General features: G+C 63.3%; 27 protein-coding genes and 1 pseudogene. 16 read left to right on the forward strand and 12 right to left on the reverse strand.

What is annotated here, in order from left to right; translation table 11 throughout:
* Window positions 1-4: 4 nt before the first annotated feature.
* Window positions 5-472, forward strand: a complete 468-nt coding sequence (locus FZZ90_RS08600; RefSeq protein WP_226425281.1) for a DUF1823 family protein — start codon at window positions 5-7, stop codon at window positions 470-472.
* Between the two features lies 1 nt (window position 473).
* Here the strand turns inward: FZZ90_RS08600 and FZZ90_RS08605 are convergent, their stop codons facing one another.
* Window positions 474-857: a L,D-transpeptidase gene (locus FZZ90_RS08605; protein WP_226425282.1), complete on the reverse strand. Its 384-nt coding sequence runs from the start codon at window positions 855-857 to the stop codon at window positions 474-476.
* Between the two features lie 129 nt (window positions 858-986).
* Here FZZ90_RS08605 and der point away from each other — a divergent pair, with 129 nt between their 5' ends.
* The 6 genes from der to proC all read left to right on the forward strand — a co-directional run bounded on the left by der (window position 987) and on the right by proC (window position 5,677).
* Window positions 987-2,354: a ribosome biogenesis GTPase Der gene (der, locus tag FZZ90_RS08610; protein ID WP_226425283.1), complete on the forward strand. Its 1,368-nt coding sequence runs from the start codon at window positions 987-989 to the stop codon at window positions 2,352-2,354.
* Between the two features lie 3 nt (window positions 2,355-2,357).
* On the forward strand, window positions 2,358-3,266 hold the full coding sequence (locus FZZ90_RS08615) for an energy-coupling factor transporter transmembrane protein EcfT (RefSeq protein WP_226425284.1): 909 nt from the start codon (window positions 2,358-2,360) through the stop codon (window positions 3,264-3,266).
* Window positions 3,267-3,280: 14 nt separating this feature from the next.
* Window positions 3,281-3,547, forward strand: coding sequence for a PipX family protein (locus FZZ90_RS08620; protein ID WP_186493710.1), 267 nt, complete (start codon window positions 3,281-3,283; stop codon window positions 3,545-3,547).
* A 4-nt stretch (window positions 3,548-3,551) separates the two neighbouring features.
* Entirely contained in the window at window positions 3,552-4,214 is a 663-nt protein-coding gene (locus FZZ90_RS08625; RefSeq protein ID WP_226425285.1) for a YggS family pyridoxal phosphate-dependent enzyme, read from the forward strand.
* A gap of 75 nt (window positions 4,215-4,289) precedes the next feature.
* Entirely contained in the window at window positions 4,290-4,856 is a 567-nt protein-coding gene (locus tag FZZ90_RS08630) for a cell division protein SepF (RefSeq protein WP_226425286.1), read from the forward strand.
* A gap of 44 nt (window positions 4,857-4,900) precedes the next feature.
* Window positions 4,901-5,677, forward strand: a complete 777-nt coding sequence (gene proC / locus FZZ90_RS08635; RefSeq protein WP_370631047.1) for a pyrroline-5-carboxylate reductase — start codon at window positions 4,901-4,903, stop codon at window positions 5,675-5,677.
* Here proC and cobI read toward each other — a convergent pair.
* Complete coding sequence (cobI, locus tag FZZ90_RS08640; RefSeq protein WP_226425288.1) at window positions 5,674-6,384, reverse strand: precorrin-2 C(20)-methyltransferase; 711 nt, start codon at window positions 6,382-6,384, stop codon at window positions 5,674-5,676. The two genes, proC and cobI, sit on opposite strands and share 4 nt — an antisense overlap.
* A 68-nt stretch (window positions 6,385-6,452) precedes the next feature.
* On the opposite strand from cobI, the gene FZZ90_RS08645 reads away from it, so the two are divergent.
* The 4 genes from FZZ90_RS08645 to FZZ90_RS08660 all read left to right on the forward strand — a co-directional run bounded on the left by FZZ90_RS08645 (window position 6,453) and on the right by FZZ90_RS08660 (window position 8,611).
* Window positions 6,453-7,013, forward strand: coding sequence for an acireductone dioxygenase (locus FZZ90_RS08645; protein WP_226425289.1), 561 nt, complete (start codon window positions 6,453-6,455; stop codon window positions 7,011-7,013).
* Between the two features lie 21 nt (window positions 7,014-7,034).
* Complete coding sequence (locus FZZ90_RS08650; protein ID WP_226425290.1) at window positions 7,035-7,418, forward strand: hypothetical protein; 384 nt, start codon at window positions 7,035-7,037, stop codon at window positions 7,416-7,418.
* A 107-nt stretch (window positions 7,419-7,525) separates the two neighbouring features.
* Entirely contained in the window at window positions 7,526-8,092 is a 567-nt protein-coding gene (locus FZZ90_RS08655) for a L,D-transpeptidase (protein ID WP_226425291.1), read from the forward strand.
* Complete coding sequence (locus FZZ90_RS08660; protein WP_226425292.1) at window positions 8,093-8,611, forward strand: isoprenylcysteine carboxylmethyltransferase family protein; 519 nt, start codon at window positions 8,093-8,095, stop codon at window positions 8,609-8,611. It abuts the gene before it with no gap.
* A 9-nt stretch (window positions 8,612-8,620) separates the two neighbouring features.
* Here FZZ90_RS08660 and FZZ90_RS08665 read toward each other — a convergent pair whose 3' ends face one another.
* The 5 genes from FZZ90_RS08665 to hpf are packed head-to-tail and all read right to left on the reverse strand — an operon-like array spanning window position 8,621 to window position 13,287.
* Entirely contained in the window at window positions 8,621-9,790 is a 1,170-nt protein-coding gene (locus tag FZZ90_RS08665; RefSeq protein ID WP_226425293.1) for a glycosyltransferase family 4 protein, read from the reverse strand.
* A gap of 32 nt (window positions 9,791-9,822) precedes the next feature.
* Window positions 9,823-11,202 carry an MFS transporter gene (locus tag FZZ90_RS08670; protein WP_226425294.1) on the reverse strand — a complete coding sequence of 460 codons (1,380 nt, stop codon included), beginning with the start codon at window positions 11,200-11,202 and terminating at the stop codon, window positions 9,823-9,825.
* Between the two features lie 28 nt (window positions 11,203-11,230).
* Window positions 11,231-12,004, reverse strand: coding sequence for a DNA repair protein RecO (recO, locus tag FZZ90_RS08675; protein WP_226425295.1), 774 nt, complete (start codon window positions 12,002-12,004; stop codon window positions 11,231-11,233).
* Window positions 12,005-12,685 (reverse strand): 2-deoxyribose-5-phosphate aldolase, encoded by a 681-nt coding sequence (locus FZZ90_RS08680; protein WP_226425296.1) that lies wholly within the window; start codon window positions 12,683-12,685, stop codon window positions 12,005-12,007.
* A 14-nt stretch (window positions 12,686-12,699) separates the two neighbouring features.
* Window positions 12,700-13,287 (reverse strand): ribosome hibernation-promoting factor, HPF/YfiA family, encoded by a 588-nt coding sequence (gene hpf / locus FZZ90_RS08685; RefSeq protein ID WP_226425297.1) that lies wholly within the window; start codon window positions 13,285-13,287, stop codon window positions 12,700-12,702.
* 11 nt (window positions 13,288-13,298) lie between these two features.
* Between hpf and lipB the strand changes: the two genes are divergently transcribed.
* The 5 genes from lipB to queA all read left to right on the forward strand — a co-directional run bounded on the left by lipB (window position 13,299) and on the right by queA (window position 18,975).
* Entirely contained in the window at window positions 13,299-13,997 is a 699-nt protein-coding gene (gene lipB / locus FZZ90_RS08690) for a lipoyl(octanoyl) transferase LipB (RefSeq protein WP_226425298.1), read from the forward strand.
* Between the two features lie 28 nt (window positions 13,998-14,025).
* Window positions 14,026-15,939 carry an AMP-binding protein gene (locus FZZ90_RS08695; RefSeq protein ID WP_226425299.1) on the forward strand — a complete coding sequence of 638 codons (1,914 nt, stop codon included), beginning with the start codon at window positions 14,026-14,028 and terminating at the stop codon, window positions 15,937-15,939.
* A gap of 97 nt (window positions 15,940-16,036) precedes the next feature.
* Window positions 16,037-16,480, forward strand: coding sequence for a YlqD family protein (locus FZZ90_RS08700; RefSeq protein ID WP_114989554.1), 444 nt, complete (start codon window positions 16,037-16,039; stop codon window positions 16,478-16,480).
* 56 nt (window positions 16,481-16,536) lie between these two features.
* The gene (locus FZZ90_RS08705) at window positions 16,537-17,862 is read left to right on the forward strand and encodes a dihydrolipoamide acetyltransferase family protein (protein WP_226425300.1); all 1,326 of its coding nucleotides are present in this window, start codon (window positions 16,537-16,539) and stop codon (window positions 17,860-17,862) included.
* A gap of 12 nt (window positions 17,863-17,874) precedes the next feature.
* Window positions 17,875-18,975, forward strand: coding sequence for a tRNA preQ1(34) S-adenosylmethionine ribosyltransferase-isomerase QueA (gene queA, locus FZZ90_RS08710; protein WP_226425301.1), 1,101 nt, complete (start codon window positions 17,875-17,877; stop codon window positions 18,973-18,975).
* A gap of 70 nt (window positions 18,976-19,045) precedes the next feature.
* On the opposite strand, the gene cysK is transcribed toward queA, so the two are convergent.
* The 5 genes and pseudogenes from cysK to FZZ90_RS08735 form a co-directional block, all read right to left on the reverse strand.
* Window positions 19,046-20,032: a cysteine synthase A gene (gene cysK, locus FZZ90_RS08715; protein WP_226410996.1), complete on the reverse strand. Its 987-nt coding sequence runs from the start codon at window positions 20,030-20,032 to the stop codon at window positions 19,046-19,048.
* Between the two features lie 96 nt (window positions 20,033-20,128).
* Window positions 20,129-21,583 carry a PLP-dependent transferase gene (locus FZZ90_RS08720; protein ID WP_226425302.1) on the reverse strand — a complete coding sequence of 485 codons (1,455 nt, stop codon included), beginning with the start codon at window positions 21,581-21,583 and terminating at the stop codon, window positions 20,129-20,131.
* On the reverse strand, window positions 21,580-22,722 hold the full coding sequence (locus FZZ90_RS08725; RefSeq protein WP_226425303.1) for a PLP-dependent aspartate aminotransferase family protein: 1,143 nt from the start codon (window positions 22,720-22,722) through the stop codon (window positions 21,580-21,582). Before FZZ90_RS08725 ends, FZZ90_RS08720 begins: the two co-directional genes overlap by 4 nt.
* Before the next feature lie 112 nt (window positions 22,723-22,834).
* Window positions 22,835-24,223 carry a photosystem II reaction center protein CP43 gene (psbC, locus tag FZZ90_RS08730; protein ID WP_011364942.1) on the reverse strand — a complete coding sequence of 463 codons (1,389 nt, stop codon included), beginning with the start codon at window positions 24,221-24,223 and terminating at the stop codon, window positions 22,835-22,837.
* Window positions 24,207-24,349: pseudogene (locus FZZ90_RS08735) on the reverse strand (photosystem II D2 protein (photosystem q(a) protein)); the annotation flags it as partial. The pseudogene FZZ90_RS08735 and the gene psbC, both read right to left, overlap by 17 nt.

Genomic DNA, 24,349 nt, shown 5'->3' on the forward strand with positions numbered 1-24,349 from the left:
GTCCATGCTGCACAACGCAATCGACATGACCTGGCCGCTCAGTCGTTCGTTGCTGATGCAGATCCTCGAAGACCGCTGCACTGATCGCTTTGTCTGCGAAAGGGTTTGGGAACGTTTGGGTTATCGGCCTGCCGAACCGCAGTGGTGCGCCGGCCCCGATACACCCTCCGAGTGGGCCGACGCCTTCCCCCAGGCTCCCGAGTTGATCGCCGAGCGTCCGGCGTCGGTTCGTTTGACCCGCTCGGTTCCCAAGGAACACAAGCAGCTGCTGAAGCAACAGCTCAACTTCGCGGGGTACCGGATCGGTGAGTTGTACCCCCGCCGCACCCGGCGAGCCACAGCGGTGAACTGGCTGCTGGCCTGGCTGGCGCAGCAGGACGAACCCCTGCCTGAGCAGGGACCCTTAGGGCCAGAGCTTCCGCCTCCAGTTGATCCGGTGCAGGGACACCCCGGTGATCTGCCGGTGGGCTGACTCAGGCCTGAATCGTGATGGGTGTTCCTTTCGGTGTGTTGTGGAACAACCAACGGGCGTGGTTCATCGGCATGCGTACACAGCCATGGCTGCGGGGCACGCCGAAGGGTTGCCCTGCGTTCTCCTGCCAGGGGGCGGCGTGCAGGCAGATGGCCTCGTTCGCACTGACGCACATCGTGAACGGCACCCCTGGAACGGTGTAGGTGCGCCCATACATCGTTGTGGAGCGGTATTTCGTATAGACCTTGCTATTGAAGATCGGTGTTGGCGTTGAGGCCTTACCAGTGCTGACTGGAATCACACGGACCACTTCCTGGTCGCTGTTGTAGACGGTCAGGCGTTGGTCGGAAAGGTCGACCACAAGACTGGCGACGAGCTCGAGCATGGCGAGGAAACACTCTGAACCCGCCCTAGCTGTCTCAGGTGAGACTCATTTGTCTCGCCCCGAAAGAATTTCGGTTCCGGAGGGGTTTAAGGCATCTCTGTAGGGTGAAAGATTGGCCTGAGCAGACCCTTGGCGCGTCCCGTCGTCGCAATCATCGGACGCCCCAATGTCGGTAAGTCGACCTTGGTGAACCGGTTGTGCCGCAGCCGCGAAGCCATCGTTCACGATCAGCCTGGGGTGACGCGTGATCGCACTTACCAGGATGGTTATTGGGGCGATCGCGAATTCAAGGTCGTTGACACCGGTGGGCTGGTGTTCGACGACGACAGTGAGTTCCTGCCGGAGATCCGGGAGCAGGCGGCTCTTGCGCTCGAGGAAGCCAGTGTGGCTCTGGTGATCGTGGATGGTCAGCAGGGGCTCACGGCCGCTGACGAATCCATCGCTGAATTTCTGCGCAGTCACCGCTGTCCCACGCTTCTGGCGGTGAACAAGTGCGAGTCGCCGGAACAGGGCCTGGCGATGGCTGGCGAATTCTGGAGTCTTGGCCTGGGTGAACCCCATCCGATCTCGGCCATTCACGGAGCCGGCACCGGAGAATTGCTGGATCAGGTGCTCACCTTTTTGCCTCCCAAGGATCAGGAGGGTGATGAGGAGGAGCCGATTCAGATGGCCATCATCGGACGGCCGAATGTCGGGAAATCCAGTCTTCTGAATGCCATCTGCGGTGAGCAGCGGGCGATTGTCAGCCCGATCCGAGGCACCACTCGCGACACGATTGACACCAGCATCATTCGTGAGAATCGTCCTTGGCGCCTGGTGGACACGGCGGGCATCCGCAGGCGTCGCAGCGTCAACTACGGCCCGGAATTCTTCGGGATCAACCGCAGTTTCAAGGCCATTGAGCGCAGTGATGTCTGTGTTCTGGTCATCGATGCCCTCGATGGGGTGACCGAGCAGGATCAGCGCCTAGCGGGCCGCATTGAAGAGGACGGCCGTGCCTGCGTAGTGGTCGTCAACAAATGGGACGCCGTGGAAAAAGACAGCCACACCATGACGGCGATGGAAAAGGAGCTGCGCTCCAAGCTCTATTTCCTTGATTGGGCCCCGATGCTGTTCACCTCGGCGCTCACGGGCCAGCGGGTGGAGAGCATCTTTGCTTTGGCCGCCTTGGCTGTTGAGCAGCACCGCCGCCGCGTTACGACGTCCGTTGTGAACGAGGTGCTGAAGGAAGCGCTGAGTTGGCGCAGTCCCCCCACCACCCGTGGTGGCCGCCAAGGAAAGCTGTACTACGGCACCCAGGTGGCCAGTCGCCCCCCCAGCTTCACTCTGTTTGTCAACGACCCCAAATTGTTCGGAGAGACCTACCGGCGCTATGTCGAGCGCCAGATCCGCGAGGGTCTCGGTTTCGATGGCAGCCCGCTGCGCCTGTTCTGGAGAGGCAAGCAGCAGCGTGATGCCGAGCGCGACCTGGCCCGTCAGCAGAGTCGCAAAGGCTGAGCCATGGACTGGTTGCGCCAGGTCCCCATGGGCCAATACGTCGATGGCTCCACCGGTTGGCTTCGGCGCTTGGACCCTCGGCTGAAGCTGGCCTGGTCCCTTGTATTTCTGCTCACGCCTGTCCTGGCAGGACCTCTCTGGCGTGTTGGCCTGGTGGTGGCTCTGGTGCTGATCACCCTCGGCAGTGGTCTGGCCCGCTCGCTGTGGTGGCGTTCTGTTGTTTTGTTGACGGCCTTGGCACTTGTGGTGGGCCTGTTGTCGATGTTGTTACCTGCTGTGGATCCCCCTGCGGCCTTCCCTCTGCGCAATCCGGCCGAGCTCCCGGGGCTCGAGACGGAAGGCCCCGCCTGGGACCTTCTGCGTCTCGGCCCCCTGCAGATGGGTGGTCTCCAGCTGGGCCCTTTGGTGGTGGATCGGGCCTCGGCGGTGCTGGGGCTGCGAACGTCGACCTTGATTTTCACCGTGATTCACAGCGTCAATCTGATGCTGATCACGACCCCTCCAGAGGATCTGGTCTGGGCCCTCAGTTGGTGCCTGGCTCCGTTGAAGTGGTTGGGGTGTCCTGTGGAGCGGCTGGGGTTTCAACTGCTGCTGGCGCTTCGTTTTCTGCCTCTGGTTCAGGAGGAGCTCCAGAATCTGCTCCGCTCCCTCGCCAGCCGTGCCGTCAATCTGCGCCAGTTGGGGTTCAAGGCCGGTTTCGGTTTGGTGCTGGCCGTCGGAGAGCGGCTGCTCGCCAACATCCTTCTCAGAGCTGAGCAGGGAGCCGATGCTCTAGTCGCCCGTGGTGGTCGAATTCTCGGTCCTTCGTACTTCCGTATGCCTCCCGATCGTCCTGCTTCCCTGCTGAATGGCCTGGCGATGATCGCTCTGGTGTTGGTGATCGGGCTTCGGGGTCAGTACGGTGCTTCATGACTATCGATTAGGGCATGGCGTCCGAGCGATATCTGAATCACCCCACCTTCGGGATGCTCTATCGGGTGGCTCCGGCAGGTGAGGGCCGCGATGTCTACGCCACGTTGTATGCCCAGCGCATGTTCTTCCTGGTGACGCTGCAGCCCCGTGGCGCCCAGTTTGAAGTGATTCCCTACGGAGACGCGCGTCACCACGCTGAGGTGCACCTGGGCCGCTGCCGGCGGAATGGGTCAGAGGATCTGGACTCCTGGACTCAGTTGTTCGATCAGACGTTCATCTGAACCCTTGACCGATTCACTCGCTGCGCGGTGGCAGGCACTCAATCTCGACCGTCCTTCCTCCGCCAGGCTCCTGGCCGTCAGCAAAGGGCACCCAGCAGCCGCTGTCCGTTGCGTGGCAGAGCTTGGTCAATTTGATTTCGGGGAAAGCCGCGTTCAGGAGGCTCTGCCGAAGCAAGAGGAGCTGGTCGATCTGAACTTGCGCTGGCATTTCATCGGTCGCCTGCAAAGCAACAAAGTGCGGCCGGTGGTGAAGGCTTTCGATGTCATTCACTCGGTGGATTCCCTGTCGCTGGCCGAAAGGGTGTCGCGCATCGCTGTGGAGGAGGCCCGTCAGCCTGATGTTCTGCTGCAGGTGAAACTGCGCCCTGATCCCAGCAAGGGGGGGCTGTCGGCCGATGAACTCGCCGCCATTTGGTCAGACCTCCAGGCTCTGCCGGGGTTGCGGATCTCGGGCCTGATGACCATGGCGCCGCTCGACATGGCCGCAGAGCAGCGCAAGGACTTGTTTTCCGACTGCCGTGCCTTGGCGGATCGGCTTGCCTTGGCGGAGTGCTCGATGGGGATGAGCACGGACTGGAAAGAGGCTGCTGAAGCAGGCAGCACCTGGCTCAGGATCGGTTCGGCACTGTTCGGCCCGAGATTGGTGTCAACAGACGCTGCGAATTGACTTGCCCCGCCGCAGCGAAAACGGTATCCAGGTACATGGTTTTCGAACCACATTCAGACCGAGAGGAATCCCAAGGTGTCGCTGATCTCCCGTCTCCGTGCCGTCGTCGCTGGCGATGACTATCTCGATGGCGAATTGGATGACTTCGCCTATGACGACGAGCAAGACGACCAGGATCAGCGCGCCCTGCAGGCTGACGGTGGTGCGTTGGCAACCATTGGTGACTCCAACCCGTTTGATCTCGGTGGTGATCTGCCTGGATCCAACGTGATCGGCATGCCCGGCATCAGCAATGCCGCGTCCGAGGTGAATGTGATGGAACCTCGCAGCTTCGATGAAATGCCTCGGGCCATTCAGGCTCTGCGGGAGCGCAAAACCGTCATCCTCAACCTCACGATGATGGAGCCAGACCAGGCACAACGTGCTGTTGATTTCGTTGCTGGTGGCACCTTCGCGATCGATGGACATCAGGAGCGCGTCGGCGAGAGCATCTTCCTGTTCGCCCCCAGCTGCGTCACCGTGACCAACACTGGTCAAGACGAAACCTCGGCTCCAACGGTGGTGAGCCGTGAGGCCGATGTGGCGGATGTCGACGAATCCGCCAGCGCCCCCTCGCCTGCCTGGGGAGCAGCTGCTCTCTGAAGCCCCCCGTGCAGCCCGCTTTCGGTGTGATCGGCCTGGGTCGAATGGCTCAGGCCCTTGTTGTTCCTCTTTTGGAGCGTGGACGGATTCCTGCCGACCAGCTGTTGGCGGTCGTCGGAGGATCTGGCTCGCTTGAGCAAAGGCGTGGGGCCTTGCCGGCGGGTATCGGTCTGGTTGCTGCTGACGATCCTTCTGCTCAACAGGTCTGGACGGCCCCGGTGCAGCTGCTTGCGGTGAAGCCGCAACAACTGGATGCAGTTGCAGCAGCTGCGGGACCTGTTGCGGGTCAACCGCTGCTGATCTCTGTGTTGGCGGGGGTGTCTCTGGCGCGGCTGCAGCATTTGTTTCCCGGTCATCGCTGTGTGCGGGCGGTGCCCAACACCCCTGCGCTGGTGGGAGCTGGTTTGACAGCTCTGGCCTGGGGGGAAGGGATCGACCAAGGGCAACGGGACGAGGTGCGGCATCTGTTCGCCGAAGTGGGTGAAGTGCTGGAGCTGGCGGAATCCAAGCTCGATGCCTTCCTGGCCCTCACCTCTTCGGGCCCTGCCTTTGTGGCCCTGGTGGCGGAAGCCATGGCCGATGGAGCTGTTGCAGCCGGTCTTCCCAGGGACCTGGCCTTGAGGCTGAGCCACCGCACCCTGGCCGGAACAGCTGAGCTGCTGGACCGTCGCGATTTGCACCCTGCCCAGCTCAAGGACATGGTCACCTCGCCAGGGGGTACCACGATCGCCGGCGTCCGCGCGTTGGAACGCATTGGTTTGCGCTCCGCCTTGATCGAAGCGGTTGTCGCTGCTGCGGAACGCAGCCGAGAGCTGGCCTAGGGCAAAACCTCCGGCCATCCCTGACGGATCAGCAATAGCGAGAAGTAGGGGCGGGGTTCGGCTGCGACTGAATCTGCGCAACAGATCTGCTGGTCTGGCCAGCCGACCCGTTCGGCAAACAGCGCTTGCTGCAGCAGACCACGCCGCTTCAGCAGGGGTTGCACCCAACTCCAGCGCCGGCCCAGCTTCAGCAGGGCTAGAACTTGCCCCGTCGCCGCGGCGGTGTCCAGCACCTGCTCCAGCTCCTCAGGCGTGTCGGGGCAGGGGCGCAACAGCAGTTGGTCCTGCTGCAGCGCGAGGGGCCAGAGGCCGGCAGCCGCGGCTGCTGAGCAGGAGGTGATGCCAGGAATCACGCTGATGGGACAGTCGGGCCATGCCTGACGAAGGGCCAGCAGCACGTAGCTGCAGCTCGCAAACAGAGACGCATCTCCTTCGCAGAGCAGTGCCACCTGTTGGCCGGAACGGACAGCCTGCTGCAGCTCCTGTGCTGCTGCCCCCCAGGCGGAGCGACGCGGTTGGGCGGCTTCCACCATCGGGAACAACAACGGCAGGCGCTGATGGTCGCTGCGGATCCAGGCGGCGGCGATTTTGGCGGCCATGCTGTCGGCCCCCGGACGTCCCACCGGGTAAGCCACTACCTCCGCTTTGCGGATGGCTTCAACAGAGGCCAGGGTAAGCAGGGACGGATCACCGGGGCCGACTCCCACCAGCGTGAGACCCCCAGTCGTGGTGGGATCGATGATGGTCAGCAGTCGATGCGCCCGGGGTCCAGACGATGAGTCGTCTCAGCATCTTTCCAGACGAAACCGCAGCCCATGCTCCAGATGAGCAAGTGCCCGAGCTGGAGAGCCATGATCCAGCGGTGATTCAGGCGGAGCTCAGCCGCCGAGGCATCGGCTTTGAGCAATGGCCAGCTGAGCAGGGCCTGCCGAAGGGGGCCGATCAGTCCGCCATCCTCCAGGCCTATGCCGATGCGATTGCCCGGGTTCAAGGCGATGGCGGTTATGCCACGGTCGATGCGATTCGGATGACGCCGGATCATCCTGATCGTGAGCTCCTGCGCCGCAAGTTCCTTGAGGAGCACACCCACGCCGAAGACGAAGTGCGCTTTTTTGTGGAAGGGTGCGGTTTGTTTGTGCTGCACATCGGTGCCGAGGTGCTCAGCGTGCTGTGCGAACGGGGCGACCTGATGCGTGTCCCCGCTGGGACCCGTCATTGGTTTGATATGGGCTCTCAGCCCCGGTTTTGTGCCGTGCGTTGGTTCAACAACCCCGAGGGATGGGTTGCGCAGTACACCGGTAGCAGCATCGCCCAGCGTTTTCCCAGGCTTGACTAAGGGGGCTTCCAGGAGATCTTGATGCGCCTCCACCGCTCCTTTGTTGCGCTGCTGCTGAGTCTGCCCATGGCAGCACCCATTGCTGTTGCTGCCGAGGATGCTCCCTTGGCACCTGAGGTTCAGCGGCGGGTTGCCGTGGTGGTGCTGGCCCGCCGAATTCGCGGCTATGCCGCCATGGCCAAGGCCAGCAGCGACTGTCAGGTGGAGAAGGGGCGTCTTCCGCGCCGCCAGGCCAGACAAGCCCTGGCGATTTCGCTCGAGGAGTTGGGCATCAGCCGGCGCGTGCTGGTGAATCCCCTGGTGGTTGCCGTCAGCCCGCGCCTGCAGCGCCTGCTGGATGAAAGCTGTGCCCTGGATCCAACCAAGCAGGCTGAAGCGTTGCAGCTGGCCGAAAACGAACTCTGAGCCTTTTCTCGAGCTGGGTCTCAGAAGGGGACAGTGAGAGTGCTGGCTTTTATTTCCTCAGCGAATAAAAACCGCCCATAGGGTTCCGCCCTGTTTGCTTGGCTGCTGTGGTCGTTCGGTCTTGTCTCGCATTGAAGCTGCTGGCGCTGTTGGCAGTGCCCTGTTCTGCGGCCGAGATGGATCTGGCCTCTGCATCCACGGTGCCAACCACGTCGCTATCCACCTCCATCCCAGCCAATGAGTCGGTCTTGGTGCTGGACCGCACCACGCGATCGCTGGCACGTACGGGCGATCCCATCTGGAGCCTGCGTCTGGAAACTCCAGGTCAGCCCGTGCAGCACTTCGATGCCGTCAGCGGTCGGGCCCACCGTCAAAATGCCGATCGCCATCGTTCTGGCACCCGCGCGCCGCTTCCCGCCGGTCGCTACAGCCTTGGGCCGGTGGAGCCCCTGGGGCCTTCCGATCCGCGGGAGCTCGGGCCGATCTGGATCGGAATTGAACCGCAGTTCCCCACGGGGCGAGGCCATCTGGGCATTCATCTCGATCCAAGTGCCAACCGCAATGCCAACAGCGGCACACTCGGCTGTGTGGGCTTGATTCGTTGGGATGACATGCAGACTCTGGCGGGTCTGGTGCAGCGCCGTAACGTCCGAACATTGGTGGTGAGCGAGTGAATGTTCTCCGATTGGGGCTTCAGTTGGGGCGGCTGGTTGGACAACCGCCGGGGTGAGTGGTGGCTGCTGGCCCAACTCCTGCTGATCACGGCCCATCTGCTGCCGGTCTGGCCTGCTCCGGCCAGCTTCGGTGTGGCGATCTGGCCCAAGCCCTTGTTTGGGCTGGGTTTGCTGCTGTTGGCTTTTGGCCTGTTTCGAGCCATTGAGGCGTTTCGCTGCCTTGGGGCAAGCCTTTCGCCGCTGCCGGCGCCCAAGCCGTCGAACCAGTTGATCGCCACAGGCACATATGCCATCTGCCGGCATCCGTTGTATCGGGCCGTTTTGCTGTGTTCCGCAGGAGTGGTGCTGGCCACAGGCAGCCTGCTGCATCTGTTGCTGTTGGTCAGCCTCGCGGTGGTGCTGCGGGGCAAAGCCCGCTTCGAGGAGCAGGGGTTACGGGCGCTGCATCCGGATTACAGCCAATATGCCGCCGCCACTCCGGCGATTTTGGGCTGGGTTCCTGGATTGGATTGGCGCTGATTGGCTGGCTCAGGCGGCGACCGTGCTCGTCCTTATCAGGTCGGCATAGAGATGTTCGAGGGCGTCGATGTTGCTTGAAATCGTGTAGCGCTCCAAGGCGCGGAGTCGGGCTTTGCGGCCCAGTTCCGCCGTCAGCACCGGCTGGTCCCTGAGCACCGGCAGCAGCGTGCGCAACTGGGTGGTGACGCCCTGGGTGCTCAACACGATTCCCGCGCCATGCTCAAGCACTTCGCCATCGGCACCGGCATCGGTGGCCACGCAGGCTGTTCCGGTGGCCATCGCCTCCAACAAGGCCAGCGACAGGCCCTCCACAAGGCTCGGCAGGATGAAGACTTCAGCGCACTGAAGCAGGGCCACCCGAGTGTCCAAATTTGGCTCGTGGCCCCACCAGTGGATTCGATCGTCATTGAACTGGTTCATCAGGCTGTTGCGCAGCGGGCCGTCGCCGACGATCACCAACCGACAGCCCTCCGGTGAGACCAGACGCCAGGCCCGCAGCAGGGCTTCAACGTTCTTCTCCGTCGCTAGGCGACCCATGTAGAGGACGATCCGTTCTCGCCCCAGCCTCTGCCGCACCTGTTGATGCATCGGCGAAATGGTGCCGGGGCTGGAGGGGCACCAGCGGTCGGTGTCCACACCATTGGGGATCACCGTTAGACGATCGGCTGGAACGCCGAGGCGCTCGAGAAAATCTGCCTGAAGCTGTGAAAACACGATCACCCGGTCGTAGCGGGCTAGGGCCGGTGCATACAGCTGGTAGCTGAGCTGTTGGGTGCCTGCCGTCAGGTTGCGCAGGCCAGCATCGAAGGGTGGATGAAAGGTGGCGACCAGGGGCACGCCCAATTGCTGGCAGAGCTCCGGCAGGCGGAAATCCAGGGGCGAAAGGGTGAGGCTGGCGTGCACCAGGTCGGGCTGCAGTCGCTCCAGGGATTCCCTCAGCTCCCGCTGAGCCCCTGGGGAAGGGATCGTATAAACCTGCGACTTGACCAGATAGGGCAGGCTGACGTCCGGGTCGTTGGCCAGCAGTGAAGTGTTGTCGCGCTCTGGGCTGCGTGGGTTATCGAAATGGATGAAGTGCACCTGATGCCCGCGTTTTCGCAGGGCTTCTGTGGTGCTGATCCCGTAGGACACATTCCCGCAGAAGGGAGACTTCTTGCCGAGCCACGCAATCTGCGCCAAGCGGGTTGGGCCTCCTCAGGCGAAACGGCAAGTTAGCAGCGTTGCCACGGCCGTTCGATCAACGCCGCTACCAGCGCCAATCCCGCCAGCAGCCACAGCACCGGTTGAAGACCAATGCTGCTCACCAAGGTGCCCGCCAGCACCAGCGGCAGACTCAGGGCGATGTTGATCAGGTTGTTCTGCAGTCCGAACACCCTGCCGCGCTCGGTTTCGGGGGTTTCTTCTTGAATCGTGGTCTGCGCTGGTATCGCCACCAGAGCTGCTCCAATGCCGAGGATGCCGCAGAGGCTCAGGGTGAAGGGCAGAGATCCCCGCAGTTGGCTGAGCAGTACCAAGGTCCAGGTGATGGTTCCAAGGCCTGCTGCCGTGAGTCGGCGGCGGCTGAACCGATGGCCCAGCTGGGCCATCATCACGGCTCCGATCGCCATGCCCAGACCACTCATCGCGAGCAGAGCACCAAAGCCTGAAGCCCCCAGGTTGTCGATTAGGGCCGCCAGCTGGAGCGCCAACACGTAGAGCGCCGCCAACAGGCTGTAAAGCAGCACCAGGTGAATCATGGCGCCGCGCACCGACGGCACCCGGCGCAGAACCTGCAATCCTTCGCCGATCTCCGCCCACACCGATGTATTGGAGGCGGGCTTTGGAGTTTCCTGCAGCTTCAGGCGCGAAAGGCTGAGGGCCGCGAGGCCATAGCAGAGCGGTAGCAGCAGAAACTCGCCGCCATCGATGCCGAGGATCGCCAGGCTGCTGTGCAGGGCACGAAGAATCGGTTCTCCCAGGGCGAAGCCCAGGATCGTGGCCCCCATGCTGGTGGCTTGGTAAAGGGAGTTGGCTGCTAACAGGTGTTCTCCCGGCACCACCACAGGAATTGTGGCCTGTTCCGAGGGGGCGAAAAACTGGGTCAGGATCGACTCCAGGAAGGTCATGCCCACTAGCCCCCAGTAGCCCCAGGGGAGACCAAGCCAGACGGGCCCTGGCAGAAGACAGAGCGGTGCGAACACCACCAACAGGGCTCGTACGGCATTGCTGGCCACCATCACTCGACGCTTGGGCCAGCGGTCAGCCCAGACCCCAGCCACCGTTCCCAGCAGCATGGCCGGGATGGTGTTCGCCACAAAGATGCCTGTGGCCAGCAGGGTGATCACCTGGGTGCGTGTGCTGATGTCAAGGCCGTAACCCGACGCCATCTCTGCCAGTACGCCACTTCCCTGCCCCTTCAGCAGCAGGTGCTGATCGATCAGGAAGACCATCAGCACGATGTAAAACTTGTCCGCCAGCTGGGAAAAGATCTGGCCCAGCCAGAGTTTTCGGAAGTCGTTGAGGCGAAGCACGGCTTCCAAGCCGCGCTTCCCCTCCGGATTGCTGCCGGTGGGCAGAGCGGGTTCAGGGGTGGTGAGGGTAGGTCCGCTCAAGGGGCAATTGCATCGCGGCCATGATGGCTCACGCGCCTGCTAGCAGCGTCTCTCGCAGCATGGCCAGGGCTTTGTTGGGTCGGTTCAGATGCGTCCGGCTCCAGATCTCGACCACCCGCAGTAGCCGGCGCCATACAGCTGGGGGTCCCATCAGCTCCCCATCCCGGCGACGGGGTAGTTCGGCCCGGGTCAGTCGCTGGAGCAGGGCCAGTTCGGAGGGATTCAGCTGGATCGTCGTCCCAGGCTGCTCATCGATTGCAAAGCCGTCCTGCGGCAGCAGGCTGCAGCGCCAGTCCCACTGACCCAGCGGTGGGTCCAGGGGATCGCCCGTCAGGCAGCAGGTCTGCAACGGCAGTCCATAACCGCCCAGGGTGAGCAGATGGATGCAGGCCTGGACCGTGCAGGCCAGCACCAGCTCCGGATCGGCTCGGTGCTCCTCCAGACGTTCCAGGTGCAGCTGCATCGTGGCCAGCAATCCTTCCACGGGGTCCTGGGTCGCCAGTTGAAGGCAGAGATCACACAGCGCCTGTGCCGCAGCAAGGGTCTCCAGCTGTTGCCCGAGGCCTGAAAAACTGCGCAGCACCCGCAGTTGTCGTATCCGGGCCAGACCACTGCGTCCTCCTACCTGCAGTTCCAACAGGGTGAGGGGGGCCGCGGCGGCCAGACTGCTCTTGGGCTTGCGTGCTCCGGGAACGGCGAAGCGACTGATGCCCTCCGCATCACTGAGCAGGCTCAGCAGCCGGTCGTGCTCGCCGAGGGGGCCCACCTTGAGGGCGAGTCCGATGAGGCGTCGTTCTGCCATTCAGGCGGCGGGGCGGCGCTGGGCCTGCAGCAGAGCCGGCGCGCTGCTGGTGCCCAGCAGATCGGCCCCCGCCAACAAAAGCTCCCCCGCATGGCTGAGGCTATGGATGCCCCCGGCCGCCTTGATGGCGCAGCGTTTGCGGATCAGCTGTTTCAACTGGCGGATCTGATCGGCTTGACAGGCCGGACCGAAGCCGTTTCCGGTCTGCAGTCCCGCAGCGCCAGCATCAATGGCGGCCTCTACGGCCAGCTCCAGCTGTTCGCTTTCCAGTCGTGCCATGTCCAGGACGGCCCGAACGGGGACCCCCAGCTCGCAAAGGGCGGCGAGTTCCTCGGCAAACGCGCCGGAGTCGCCATTGGCCAAGGCGCTGAAATCGGGCACGACATCCAGCTCCTGGGCGCCATGGGCGGCACACCACTCCGCTTCGGCCAGTTTGAGTTCAGCGGGAATTGCCCCAAAGGGAAAGCCGATGGCTGCAACCAGGCGGGGGCCTGCCTTGGTGGTCCCGATGCGTTCCCGCAGCAGCGGCAACTGACGCGGTGTGGTGCAGATCGCCCGCACGCCCTCCTGCATTCCGGAGTCACAGAGGGCCTGAAGCTGGTCTTGGGTCAGCAGGGGGTCGAGGATCGCCTGATCAAGCCGCGGCGGTAGGTCGGGGAGCTCTTGGGCTGGATCAGCCATGGCGGGCCAGAGGGTCAGTCACGAGCCTGAATCACGCCGTATCCCCCGTGGTTGCGTCGGTAGATCACCTGCAGTTGATCGCTGTCCTTCTCCCGGAACAGGTAGAAGTCGTGGTCGATCAGATCCAGTTGACGGCGCGCCTCCTCCAGGCCCATGGGCGGCATGGCGAAATATTTGTGTCGTACACCCGGGTTTGGCAGTTCCGCCTCACGCCCATGCAGCAGGGACTCCTCAACGGGGGACTCGTCGTTGACCACATCCGTGCTGGGGGTGTGGCTGGCGCTGTGGCCATGGCTGTGGTGGTGATCACTGTGGCGTTCCTTCCAGCGGCGCAGCTGGCGGGCCAGTTTTCCAGCGGCGAGATCGATGCTGGCGTAAAGGTTTTCGCTGCGTTCCTGGGCGCGGATCACCGTGCCGTTGGCAAAGACCGTCACTTCAGCGGTCTGCTGAGGCACACGGGGATTGCGGGCCACGGAGAGATGGACGTCTGCCTCGCGAACGGCATCACCGAAGTGCGCTGTGGCCCGCTCCAATTTGGTTTGGGTGTAGTCCCGCAACGCCGGCGTGATCTCGAGGTTGCGACCATGGATCAGCAACTTCATGCCTCGCTCCTGTGCCGGTTGTTATCGGCAAGCTAGATACGGCGCACGATTCGGCCCACCCCCAGCGTGCATTTCTTTTCGAGCCCGGTCATCCGGTTCGATTCGATGCGGCCTGGTCGGCGCAACAACGCTGGCAGAGCAGCCTTCTGGCTGATCCATCGGCGCCAGAGGCGGTTTGGATCTTGCAGCACCAGACCTGCTACACCCTCGGCCGCGGTGCAAGCGAGGAGCACCTGCATTTCGATCCCCTCGACCCACCAGCACCCCTATACCGGATTGATCGTGGCGGGGAGGTGACCCATCACCTGCCCGGCCAACTGGTGGCCTACCCGGTGTTGGACCTTCGGCGTCGTAATCCCGATTTGCACTGGTATCTGCGCCAGCTGGAACAAGTCGTGTTGGATGTTCTGGCGGAGTTGGGCTTGGAGGGTCAGCGTCTGCCGGGGTTGACCGGTCTCTGGTTGGACAACCGCAAGGTCGCCGCCATCGGTGTGGGCTGTCGCCGCTGGATCACCCAGCACGGCCTGGCCCTGAACGTTGATTGTTCGATGCATGGGTTTGAGCAAGTCACCCCCTGTGGTCTCACCGGTCGTGCGGTCGGGCGGCTTGCCGACTGGTTGCCAGGGCTGACGTCGGCTGAAGTGCAGCCGCTGCTGCGGCAAGCCCTGGCCCATCGTTTTGGTCTGGTCTGGGAGGAGGAAGCGAGATAGACCTGAGCTGTTTCAACCCCTGCCTCGGATGACGGCCAGCTGGAGCCCGATAACCCGCGAAACGGACGCTTTGCAGCGTCATGCCCATGTTCAGAGGTTGTCGAGGGTCGATGCGGTGTGGCCCTGGCTCGCCGACCGCCACGGGCTGATTGCCGCCGTCGATGCGCCCCATGTGGCGCATCCCGAACGCTTTAATTTCGGCGAATTGGCTGAGCGCATCGCCACCGCTGCTGCCGCCTTTCGGCGCCATGGCGTGAACGATGGCGATGTGGTGGCTCTGTTTGCCGAGAACAGCCCCCGCTGGCTCGTGGCGGATCAGGGGCTGATGCGTGCTGGTGCCGCTGATGCCGTGCGCGGAGCCTCTGCCCCTGTGGAGGAGCTGCGCTACATCCTCATGGACTGCCAGGCGTCGGCCCTGGTGGTGCAGAACGCTGAGGCATGGCATCGTCTGGCCCTTCCCCCAGACCAACGGGCTCAGCTGCGCTTTGTGCTTCAGCTGGAAGGGGAGCCTGCCGAGGGCAGCATCGGCTGGGAGGCATTTCTGGCGTCAGCTGCCGGGCTTGATCCCGTTCGCCCGGCGGGGGGGCGAGACGCCGTGGCCACTGTTCTGTACACCTCGGGCACAACCGGGCAACCCAAAGGGGTTCCGTTGACCCACGCCAACCTGCTGCATCAGATGAGCTCGCTGGCCTGTGTCGCCTATCCCGAGCCCGGTGCTCCGGTGCTGAGTGTGCTGCCGATCTGGCATGCCTACGAGCGCAGTGCCAGCTACTACTTCCTCTCTTGCGGCTGCACGCAGACCTACACAACCATCAAGCAACTGAAGAAGGATCTGCCGCGGGTCCGGCCGATCGCGATGGCCACCGTGCCGCGGCTGTGGGAGGCGGTTCAGGCCGGATTTGAGGATGTGCTCAAGACCTTCCCCCCGTCCCGGCAGCGCCTGCTGCGGGCGGCCTTGGTCAACAGTGCTGCCCAGCGCAAAGCCGTGCGAACGGCGCGCAATCTCCTGCTGGAACCGGTGTCAGCCTTTGGCAGGCTGCGGGCCTGCGGCTCCGCTGCCCTGCGCTGGCCTCTGCATGCCCTGGCGTCGACCTTGATCTGGCCGAAGCTGCGTCGCCAGCTCAGTGGTGGTCAGCTCGCCTATCCCATCAGCGGTGGCGGTGCCATCGCGCCCCACATCGATGCCTTCTTTGAAGCCGTGGGGATTGAACTGCTGGTGGGCTATGGCCTCACGGAAACCAGCCCTGTGGTGAGCTGCCGCCGGCCCTGGCGCAACATCCGCGGCAGCTCCGGCCTGCCGATGCCCCAGACCGAATTCCGAATCGTCGACCCCGATAACGGTCAGCCCCTGGGCTTCCGGCAACGGGGGCGGGTGATGGTGCGGGGGCCTCAGGTGATGGCGGGCTACCTCGGCAAACCCGAGGCCAGCGCCAAGGTTCTCGATACCGAGGGCTGGTTTGACACCGGCGATCTCGGCATGCTCCTGCCGGATGGTTCCGTGGCCCTCACTGGCCGGGCTAAAGACACGATTGTGTTGAGCAGTGGCGAGAACATCGAGCCCGGCCCCCTGGAGGAAGCCCTGGTGGCCAGCCCCCTGATCGAGCAGGTGATGCTGGTGGGTCAGGACGAACGCCAGCTCGGTGGTCTGATCGTTCCCCGGGCGGAGGCGATCGTGGCCTGGGCGGTTGAAGCCGGGGTCAACGTGGCGCAGGACTTGGGCGGCCAACCCGGTGATCCGGCCCTGCTCCGCTTGTTGATGCGCGAATGCAACCGCTTGCTCAAGCAGCGGTCTGGTTCCCGTGGGGATGAACGGCTGGCCGGGGTGGTGCTCGTGGATCCCTTCAGCATTGAGAACGGACTCCTGACCCAGACCTTGAAGCAGCGCCGTGATCGCATCACCAGCCGCGATCAGCACTTGATCGATGCCCTTTACGGACGTTGAACGCGGCGTGGCTGAAGAGGCTTGGGGATCGGTCGGTTTACCGGTGATTGACCCCACGTGAAAGGGCTGACACGCTTTGGCCGTCTCCCAAGAATCCATGTCCGACGGCACTTCCCTGACGATCAAGCGTCCGATCACCGTCCGCGCCGTGGTGACACCCACCTGGAAAGAGGAAGCAGAGCGCGAACTCAGCAATGGCATTGCCACCGCTGACCAACAGCTGGCTCAGCTGGAACAGGAAGGCCAGGACGTGGTGGACCAGGTGCGTCGTCAGAGCGCCAATCCCCTTGATCCCAGGGTTCAGGATCAGGTGGCGCAGATCCAACAGCAGGTCGCGGCCAAGCGTGCCGAGCTGGAGGAGCAGAAGCGCAACCTGCTTCAGCAGCAGGCCCAGGTGCGTGAGCTGGAGATGGACCAGATCGTTGAGCAGGGTCAGCTGGAGAGCAGCTGTGAGCTGAAGGTCGGCGACAACCTGGTGCAGAAGATGCAGGTGGCCATCGTTGTGAAGGATGGTGTTGTTCAGTCGATCGAGGAGGCCTGATCGGCTTCCTTCTGCTGACTCGTAAACTCCCCTGATCTGCCCTCTCGGAGACGGTTTTGGCGACCACAGACATCTTCATGCCTGCCCTCAGCTCCACCATGACGGAGGGGAAGATCGTGGAGTGGCTGAAACAGCCCGGCGACAAGGTGGCTCGGGGGGAGTCGGTTCTTGTCGTTGAGTCCGACAAGGCGGACATGGACGTTGAGTCGTTCCAGGACGGCTACCTCGCTGCGGTCTTGATGCCTGCTGGCAGCACGGCACCGGTGGGTGAAACCATCGGTTTGATTGTCGAAACCGAAGCTGAGATCGCTGACGCACAGGCCAAGGCCCCCAGCGCTCCTGCTGCGGCGTCAGCCCCTGCACCGGCTCCCGCTCCCACGCCAGCTGCAGTCCAGGCCCCAGCCCCGACCCCTGCGCCGGCACCGGCTCCTGTCGCCGCCCCAGCACCGTCGGCACCGGTGGTGAACAATGGCCGCATCGTGGCGAGCCCTCGGGCCAAAAAGCTGGCCTCCCAGATGGGAGTGGACCTGGCCACGGTGCGCGGCAGCGGCCCCCATGGCCGGATTCAGGCGGAGGACGTTGAGCAAGCCTCCGGGCAGCCCATTTCCGTGCCCCGGGTGGCGGAAGGAACAGCCCCCGCAGCTTCTGTGGCAGGCGCACCAGCAACAGCGGCCCCAGCCGCTCCGGCTGGCAACAGCTTCGGGCGGCCCGGTGAGACCGTGGCCTTCAACACCTTCCAGGGTGCGGTGAACAAAAACATGGAGGCGAGCCTGGCGGTCCCTTGCTTCCGCGTCGGCTACACCATCACCACCGACAAGCTGGATGCCTTCTACAAACAGGTGAAGCCCAAAGGCGTCACGATGACGGCGTTGCTTGCCAAGGCTGTGGCCGTCACCCTGGCGCGTCACCCCCAGGTGAATGCCGCCACAACACCCGCTGGCATGGCCTACCCGGCCGATGTGAATGTGGCTGTCGCGGTGGCGATGGAAGACGGCGGCTTGATCACACCGGTGCTGCGCAATGCCGACCGCACCGATCTCTATGAGATGTCACGTCAGTGGGGTGATCTGGTCAAGCGTTCCCGCAGCAAGCAGCTGCAGCCAGATGAGTATTCCACGGGCACCTTCACCCTCTCCAACCTCGGTATGTTCGGTGTTGATCGCTTCGATGCGATCCTTCCCCCAGGCACTGGAGCCATCCTTGCCGTCGCCGCATCACGCCCAACAGTGGTGGCGAACAAGGACGGGTCCATCGCCGTCAAGCGTCAGATGCAGGTCAACCTGACGGCGGATCACCGGGTGATTTACGGCGCAGACAGCGCAGCATTCCTGAAGGATCTCGCCGCGCTGATCGAGAACCGTCCCGAAAGCCTGGCGCTCTGATCGGTCGCCCGCGTGCCTGATCCCAGGGACCTTCAACTCAGCAGCTACGACTACCCGCTGCCGTCCGAGCGCATCGCCCAGGCACCGGTCGAGCCCCGGCACAGCGCTCGGTTGTTGATGGTTCCGCCCCATCGGGAGCCATCACTGCAAGCAGCCCACGGCCAGGTGTGGGATCTGCTGGAGCAGCTGCAGCCCGGTGATCTGCTGGTGGTGAACGACACCCGAGTGCTGAAGGCCCGTCTGGCGGTGCGTCGTTCCGGGGGAGGGCTGTCCGAGTTACTGGTGCTTGAGCCACGGGGTGAAGGCCGCTGGCTCTGTCTGGCCCGCCCTGCCAAGCGCATGCGGCCCGGCGACAGCCTCACCATTGATGGCACCTCGATCAGCTTGAAGGTGCTCGCGGAAGATCCCGCCAGTGGTGGACGGGTGGTGCAGTTCCCCAGTGATTGCAGGGATGCCGAAACCATTGAGGGCCTGCTCAATGACGTGGGCGAAGTTCCTTTACCGCCCTATATCGAACGGCACGATCCCAGCGACAGCCAGCGTTATCAGACCCGCTACGCCGATCGCCCCGGTGCGGTGGCTGCCCCGACGGCGGGGTTGCACTTCAGCGATGAACTACTGGCGGGCTTGCAGCAGAAAGGGGTGGAGCTGGCCCGGATCACTCTGCATGTGGGCCTCGGTACCTTTCGCCCCGTTGAGACGGAAGACCTCACCGCCTTGGAGTTGCACAGTGAATGGGTTGATGTCAGCCCCGCTGTGGTGAAGGCGGTGCAGGCTTGCCGAGGTCGTGTGATTGCGGTGGGCACCACCAGTGTTCGAGCTCTGGAGGGAGCCGCTCAAGCGCATGGCGGTGTTCTGAAGCCCTACACGGGGCCGGTGGATCTGGTAATTCAGCCGGGTTATCAGTTCAAGGTGATTCAAGCCCTGCTGACCAACTTTCATCTGCCCAAAAGCTCCCTGCTGCTGTTGGTGAGTGCCCTTATTGGCCGGGAAACTCTGCTGAAGCTCTATGCCGAAGCGATCGAGAGGAGTTACCGCTTTTTCTCCTATGGCGATGCCATGTGGATTGATGCGGCGGCGGTTCAGCCCCAGGCCCGCCCACCGGCACGTTGAGGCCTGAACGGTGATGCCATAAAAAAAGCCCCGTCAAGGACGGGGCTCCAGATCTGACTGCTGGAAACGATCAGGCTGTGACGGGTTGCTCGATGATGCCGGTCGGCACCTCGGCGAACATCACTGAGGAGAGATAACGCTCAGCCAGGTCGGGCAGCACCACCACGATGGTTTTACCGGCGTACTCATCTTTCTCCGCCAGACGAATGGCGGCAGCGGCAGCGGCACCGCAAGAGATGCCCACCAACAGGCCTTCCTCCTGGGCCAGGCGCAGAGCCATGGCGACGGACTCCTCGTTGGTCACCTGCTCCACCTTGTCGACCACGGAGAGGTCGAGGTTTTTGGGGATGAAGCCGGCACCGATGCCCTGAATCTTGTGGGGACCGGGCTTGACGGCCTCACCGTTCATGGTCTGGGTGATCACCGGGCTGTTGGTCGGTTCAACGGCCACGGCTTCGATCGCCTTGCCCGCTTCATTTTTGATGTAGCGGGAGACGCCGGTGATGGTGCCACCGGTGCCGACGCCGGCCACCAGCACATCAATGGCGCCATCGCAGTCGTTCCAGATTTCAGGACCGGTGGTCTTGAAGTGGATCTCGGGGTTGGCGGGATTGTCGAACTGACCGGGCATGAAGTATTTGGCCGGATCGCTTTCCGCGATTTCCTTGGCCTTGGCAATCGCACCGGGCATGCCCTTGGCGGCTTCGGTGAGGATCAGTTCAGCCCCGAGCACGGCCATCACCCGACGCCGCTCGATCGACATCGACTCGGGCATCGTCAGGATCAGCTTGTAACCCCGGGCAGCGGCGGTGAATGCCAGAGCGATGCCGGTGTTGCCGGAGGTGGGCTCAACAATCACCTTGCCCTTGGTGAGCTTTCCGCTTTTTTCAGCGTCCCAGATCATGTTGGCGCCGATCCGGCACTTGACGCTGTACGCGGGGTTGCGCCCCTCAACCTTGGCCAGCACGGTGGCCTTGCAGTTTTTGGTGACGTTGTTCAGCTTGACCAGCGGGGTGTTGCCGATGGCCTGACTGTTGTCGTCGTAAATGCGGGACATGGAGCTGATGTAGAGGGGCCCGAAGTAAACAAACTAATGATCAAAAGCCTCTCCTCATCCTGTTGTTAAGGGCTTTTTCAGAGTCTCACCGGTCTCTCAGTCAGCAAACGCTTGCGTAAACCGCATCCACAGCGCGTCGGGGTCTTCCAGACCCACCGAAACTCGCAGCAGATGAGCCGGCACGCCGCACTGTTCTGCCCAGCTCAGTTCGTCGTAGTGGGCCAGCTGGGTGTAAGGGCAAACCAGGCTGAAATCGGTGCCAAGGCTGGGGCCTTTGCTGATCCGAAGCGCGTCGTAAACCCGCTTGGTCTGCTCTTGGCCTCCCTTCAGTTCAAAGGAGAGCAGGCAGCCATGGCCAGCTCCTTTTCGCATCAGAGCACGGAAGTTGGGGCAGCTTTTCGGATGCAGCACCCGTCGCACGGCTGGGTGGGCCTCGAGCCGTTCCGCCAGTACCAGCGCGTTGGCATCGAGTTGTGGAACCCGCTGGAGCACATCCCGGCTGGCAATCTCCAGGGCGATGGCATCGGCATCGCTAAGCGGGGCGATGGCTGAAACCGCCGCCCGCAGGGAGGCCGCCCACGGCGATTGCGGACTCACCAGCACACTGCCGGCCATCACATCACCGCGCCCCGCGAAGCTCTTGGTGAGCGAGGTGAAGATCAGATCGGCATAGGGCAGGGCATTGAGGTTGATGCCGGTGCCGATCGTGTCATCGGCGATCACCGGAATGCCGCGGTTCCGGGCCAATGCCGACACGCCGGGCAGGTCCATGCAGCGCAGCAGCGGATTGCTCGGCAGCTCCACGATCACGGCCGCTGGCTGGAGTTGATCCAGCGCTGCTTCCACTTCGGTGAGGGTCTGCGGCTGCAACAGCTCGCCACCGTGAAACACCACGCGCGGCTGCTTCAGCACATCCACGTAGGGAAAGCCCAGCTGCAGCGTGGGCCGACTCGGCCGGAGCATTTGGATGGCGCTGAGGGCTGCATGCAGGCCGGCCATTCCCGCTGGATGCAGGCTGATCTGCCGGGGGTCGACGCCATGGATGCCGGCCAGGCGCTTTCGAATCACCTCGCGGGCCGCATCGCCGGATGTGCTGCTGGGGGCCGTCTCTTTCCCTAAGGCGATGGCGGCCTGGCGGGAGGAGAGGCCCAGGCCGGTGTGCTGCCAGAACGCTTTGGCATGGGGGCTCGCCGCTGCATCACTGCGCAGGCAGGTCACCCCAGCAACGGCGATCAGCTCCGAGCGGCTCTCCGGTGCTTTGCGTTGGCAGTGGGCCAGGGCCGCTTGGGCTGCCGCTTCGGTGGGATAGGGCCAGACCGTGGTGCCTGCAAGCTCCGATGTCTGAACCAATTGTCGGATCAGCGGATGCAGGCCGAAGCGTGGATAGATCGTCTGCAGGGCATCGCGGCAGGCCGGATCCTTCTCCTCGTAGGCGACCACATCGCGCCAGCGCGGCAGCGCCACAGACACTGCATGGGGGGAGTCGGGCAGGGGATGGCCGAGATCAGAGCCCTGCCAGGCCGGATCGCTGAGCAGATTGCGGGGACTCACGCCAGCAGCTCCAGGGCCTGGTCCAGATCGGCCTGCAGATCGGCGAGGTCTTCGCAGCCCACCGAGAAGCGCACCAGGCCGTCGTCAATGCCCAGCTTGGCCTTCACCTCTGCTGACACCGCTGCATGGGTCATGGTGGCGGGGTGGCAGATCAGGCTTTCGATGCCACCCAGGCTTTCGGCCATGGTGAACCAGCGCAGTTGCTTGCAGAGGGCATAGGTCTGCTCCTGGCTGGCGTTGAAGCTCACCGTCAAGATGGCGCCACCGGCGCGCATCTGTCGGATCGCCACCTGATGCTGGGGGTGATCGCTGCGGTGGGGGTAACGCACCCAGTTCACCTTGGCGTGCCCCGCCAGTTGATCGGCCAGGGCCGCGGCATTGGCCATCTGCTGCTTGAGCCGCAGCGGCAGGGTCTTGATGCCCCGCGTGATCAGCCAGCAATCAAAGGGGGAGGGCTGCAGGCCCAGGGCCTTCTGGGAGAACACCATCTTCTGGTGCCACTCGGGATCGTTGGTGCAAACGGCTCCTCCGAGGGCATCGGAGTGGCCGTTGATGTACTTGGTGGTGCTGGTGAGTGAGAGGGTGGCGCCCAGCTCCAGGGGGCGCTGCACCAGGGCGGTGGCAAAGGTGTTGTCCACCACCACGGGGATGCTCAAGGGTTGGGTGACGGCACAGACTGCCTCCAGGTCGATCACCTTGAGCAGAGGGTTGGTGGGGCTCTCCAACCACACCATCGCCGGCTTCTGGGCTTGGATCTGCTCCAGTGCTGCTGGCTGGGTGAAATCAACCCAGGCGGTTTTCAGCCCGAACTTGGCGAACACCTGCTCGAACAGCCGCACGGTGCAGCCGTAGAGGTTCTCCTCGCAGAGCACCAGATCACCCTGTTTCAGCTGGGAGACCACAGCGGTGATGGCACTGACGCCGGAGGCGAAGACGGTGGCGTGGGCACAGCCTTCAACAGACGCGAGCACCCCATCAAGGATGCGGAAGTTGGGGTTGCCGGAACGGGTGTAGTCGAACCCGCCGGCGTTGCCATGGGCAAAGGTGCTGGTGGGGAAGATCGGCGGCATCACCGTGCCGGTGTCTCCCGCAAAGCTGTCGCCGTGGTGGATCACGCGGGTGTTCAGGCCTGTGTTCACGAACGATCCATCGATTCAGACAGGCTAAGAAATCGCCTTTTCCAACCCAATAAAAAACCCCCGCCGTATGGCGGGGGTTGATGACGACGATCGTTTGGGTTGGACCGGTGGATCAGTCGAGGTCGGGCATGCCGAGCACAGGCTCAGCCTTGCGGTCGATGCCTTTCTCGAAGCCAGCAGCAGCAGCGCGAGCGCGGCCGGCGTGCCAGAGGTGACCAACCAGGAAGAAGAAGGCGAGCACGAACTGCGTTGCACCCAGCCACTGGCGGAGGTTCACGTAGTTCACCGAGTTGGGCTCGGTGATGATGCCGCCCACGGAGTTGATCGAGGCGTTGGGAGCGTGGGTCATGTACTCAGCCGCACGGCGCACTTGCCAGGGCTGAATGTCGTTCTGCAGCTTGTCGAGGCTGAGACCGTTGGGGCCACGCAGGGGCTCCAGCCAGGGACCACGGAAGTCCCAGAAGCGCATGGTTTCACCGCCGAAGATGATTTCACCGGTGGGTGAGCGCATCAGGTACTTACCCAGGCCGGTGGGGCCCATGGCGGAACCGATGTTGGCGCCGAGGCGCTGGTCACGCACCAGGAAGGTGAAGCTCTGAGCCTGGGATGCCTCAGCGTTGGTGGGGCCCCAGAACTCGGAGGGATAAGCGGTGTTGTTGAACCAGATGTAGGCCGAAGCGATGAAGCTCATGAAGCTCAGAGCGCCAAGGCTGTAGCTCAGGTAGGCCTCACCGTTCCAGATGAAGGCGCGACGCACCCAGCCGAAAGGCTTGGTGATGGCGTGCCAGATGCCACCGAAGATCAGGGTCAGACCCAGCCAAATGTGGCCACCGATGATGTCCTCCATGGAGTTCACACCGATGATCCAGCCCTCGCCGCCAAAGGGAGCGCGGAACAGGTAGCCGAAGATCACGCCCGGATCGAGGGTCGGGTTGGTGATCATGCGGACGTCACCGCCGCCGGGGGCCCAGGTGTCGTAGACGCCGCCGAAGAACATGGCCTTGAAGACCAGCAGCAGGCAGCCGACGCCCAGAAGGATGAGGTGATAACCGATGATGTTGGTCATCTGGTTCTTGTCACGCCAGTCCTGGGAGAAGAAGGAGGAGTAGTTCTCCAGGATCTCCGGACCACGCAGAGCGTGATAAAGGCCACCGAGACCGAGCACGGCAGAACTGATCAGGTGCAGAACACCCACCACGAAGAAGGGGAAGAGATCAGTGACCTCACCGCCGGGGCCCACGCCGTAGCCAAGGGTGGCGACGTGGGGCATGCAGATGAAGCCCTGCTCATACATGGGCTTATCGAAGGTGAAGTGGCTCACCTCGAACAGCATCATTGCGCCGGCCCAGAACACCATCAGACCAGCGTGGGCCACGTGGGCACCAAGCAGACGGCCGGACAGGTTGATCAGACGGGCGTTGCCAGACCACCAGGCATACCCGGTGGATGGAAGGTCTTTGCCGCCAGTGGCGCCAAGACCGGGATTAGAGAGCGTTACCACGGGGCAGAACCTCTTCAGGGAAGACGAAGTTTTCGTGCGGCTGGTCAGCCGGTGCCATCCAGGCACGCAGACCTTCATTCAGAAGGATGTTCTTGGTGTAGAAGGTCTCGAATTCGGGATCTTCTG

The organism is Synechococcus sp. MU1617 (assembly GCF_020514235.1).
In the GTDB taxonomy this organism is placed as follows: Bacteria; Cyanobacteriota; Cyanobacteriia; order PCC-6307; family Cyanobiaceae; genus Parasynechococcus.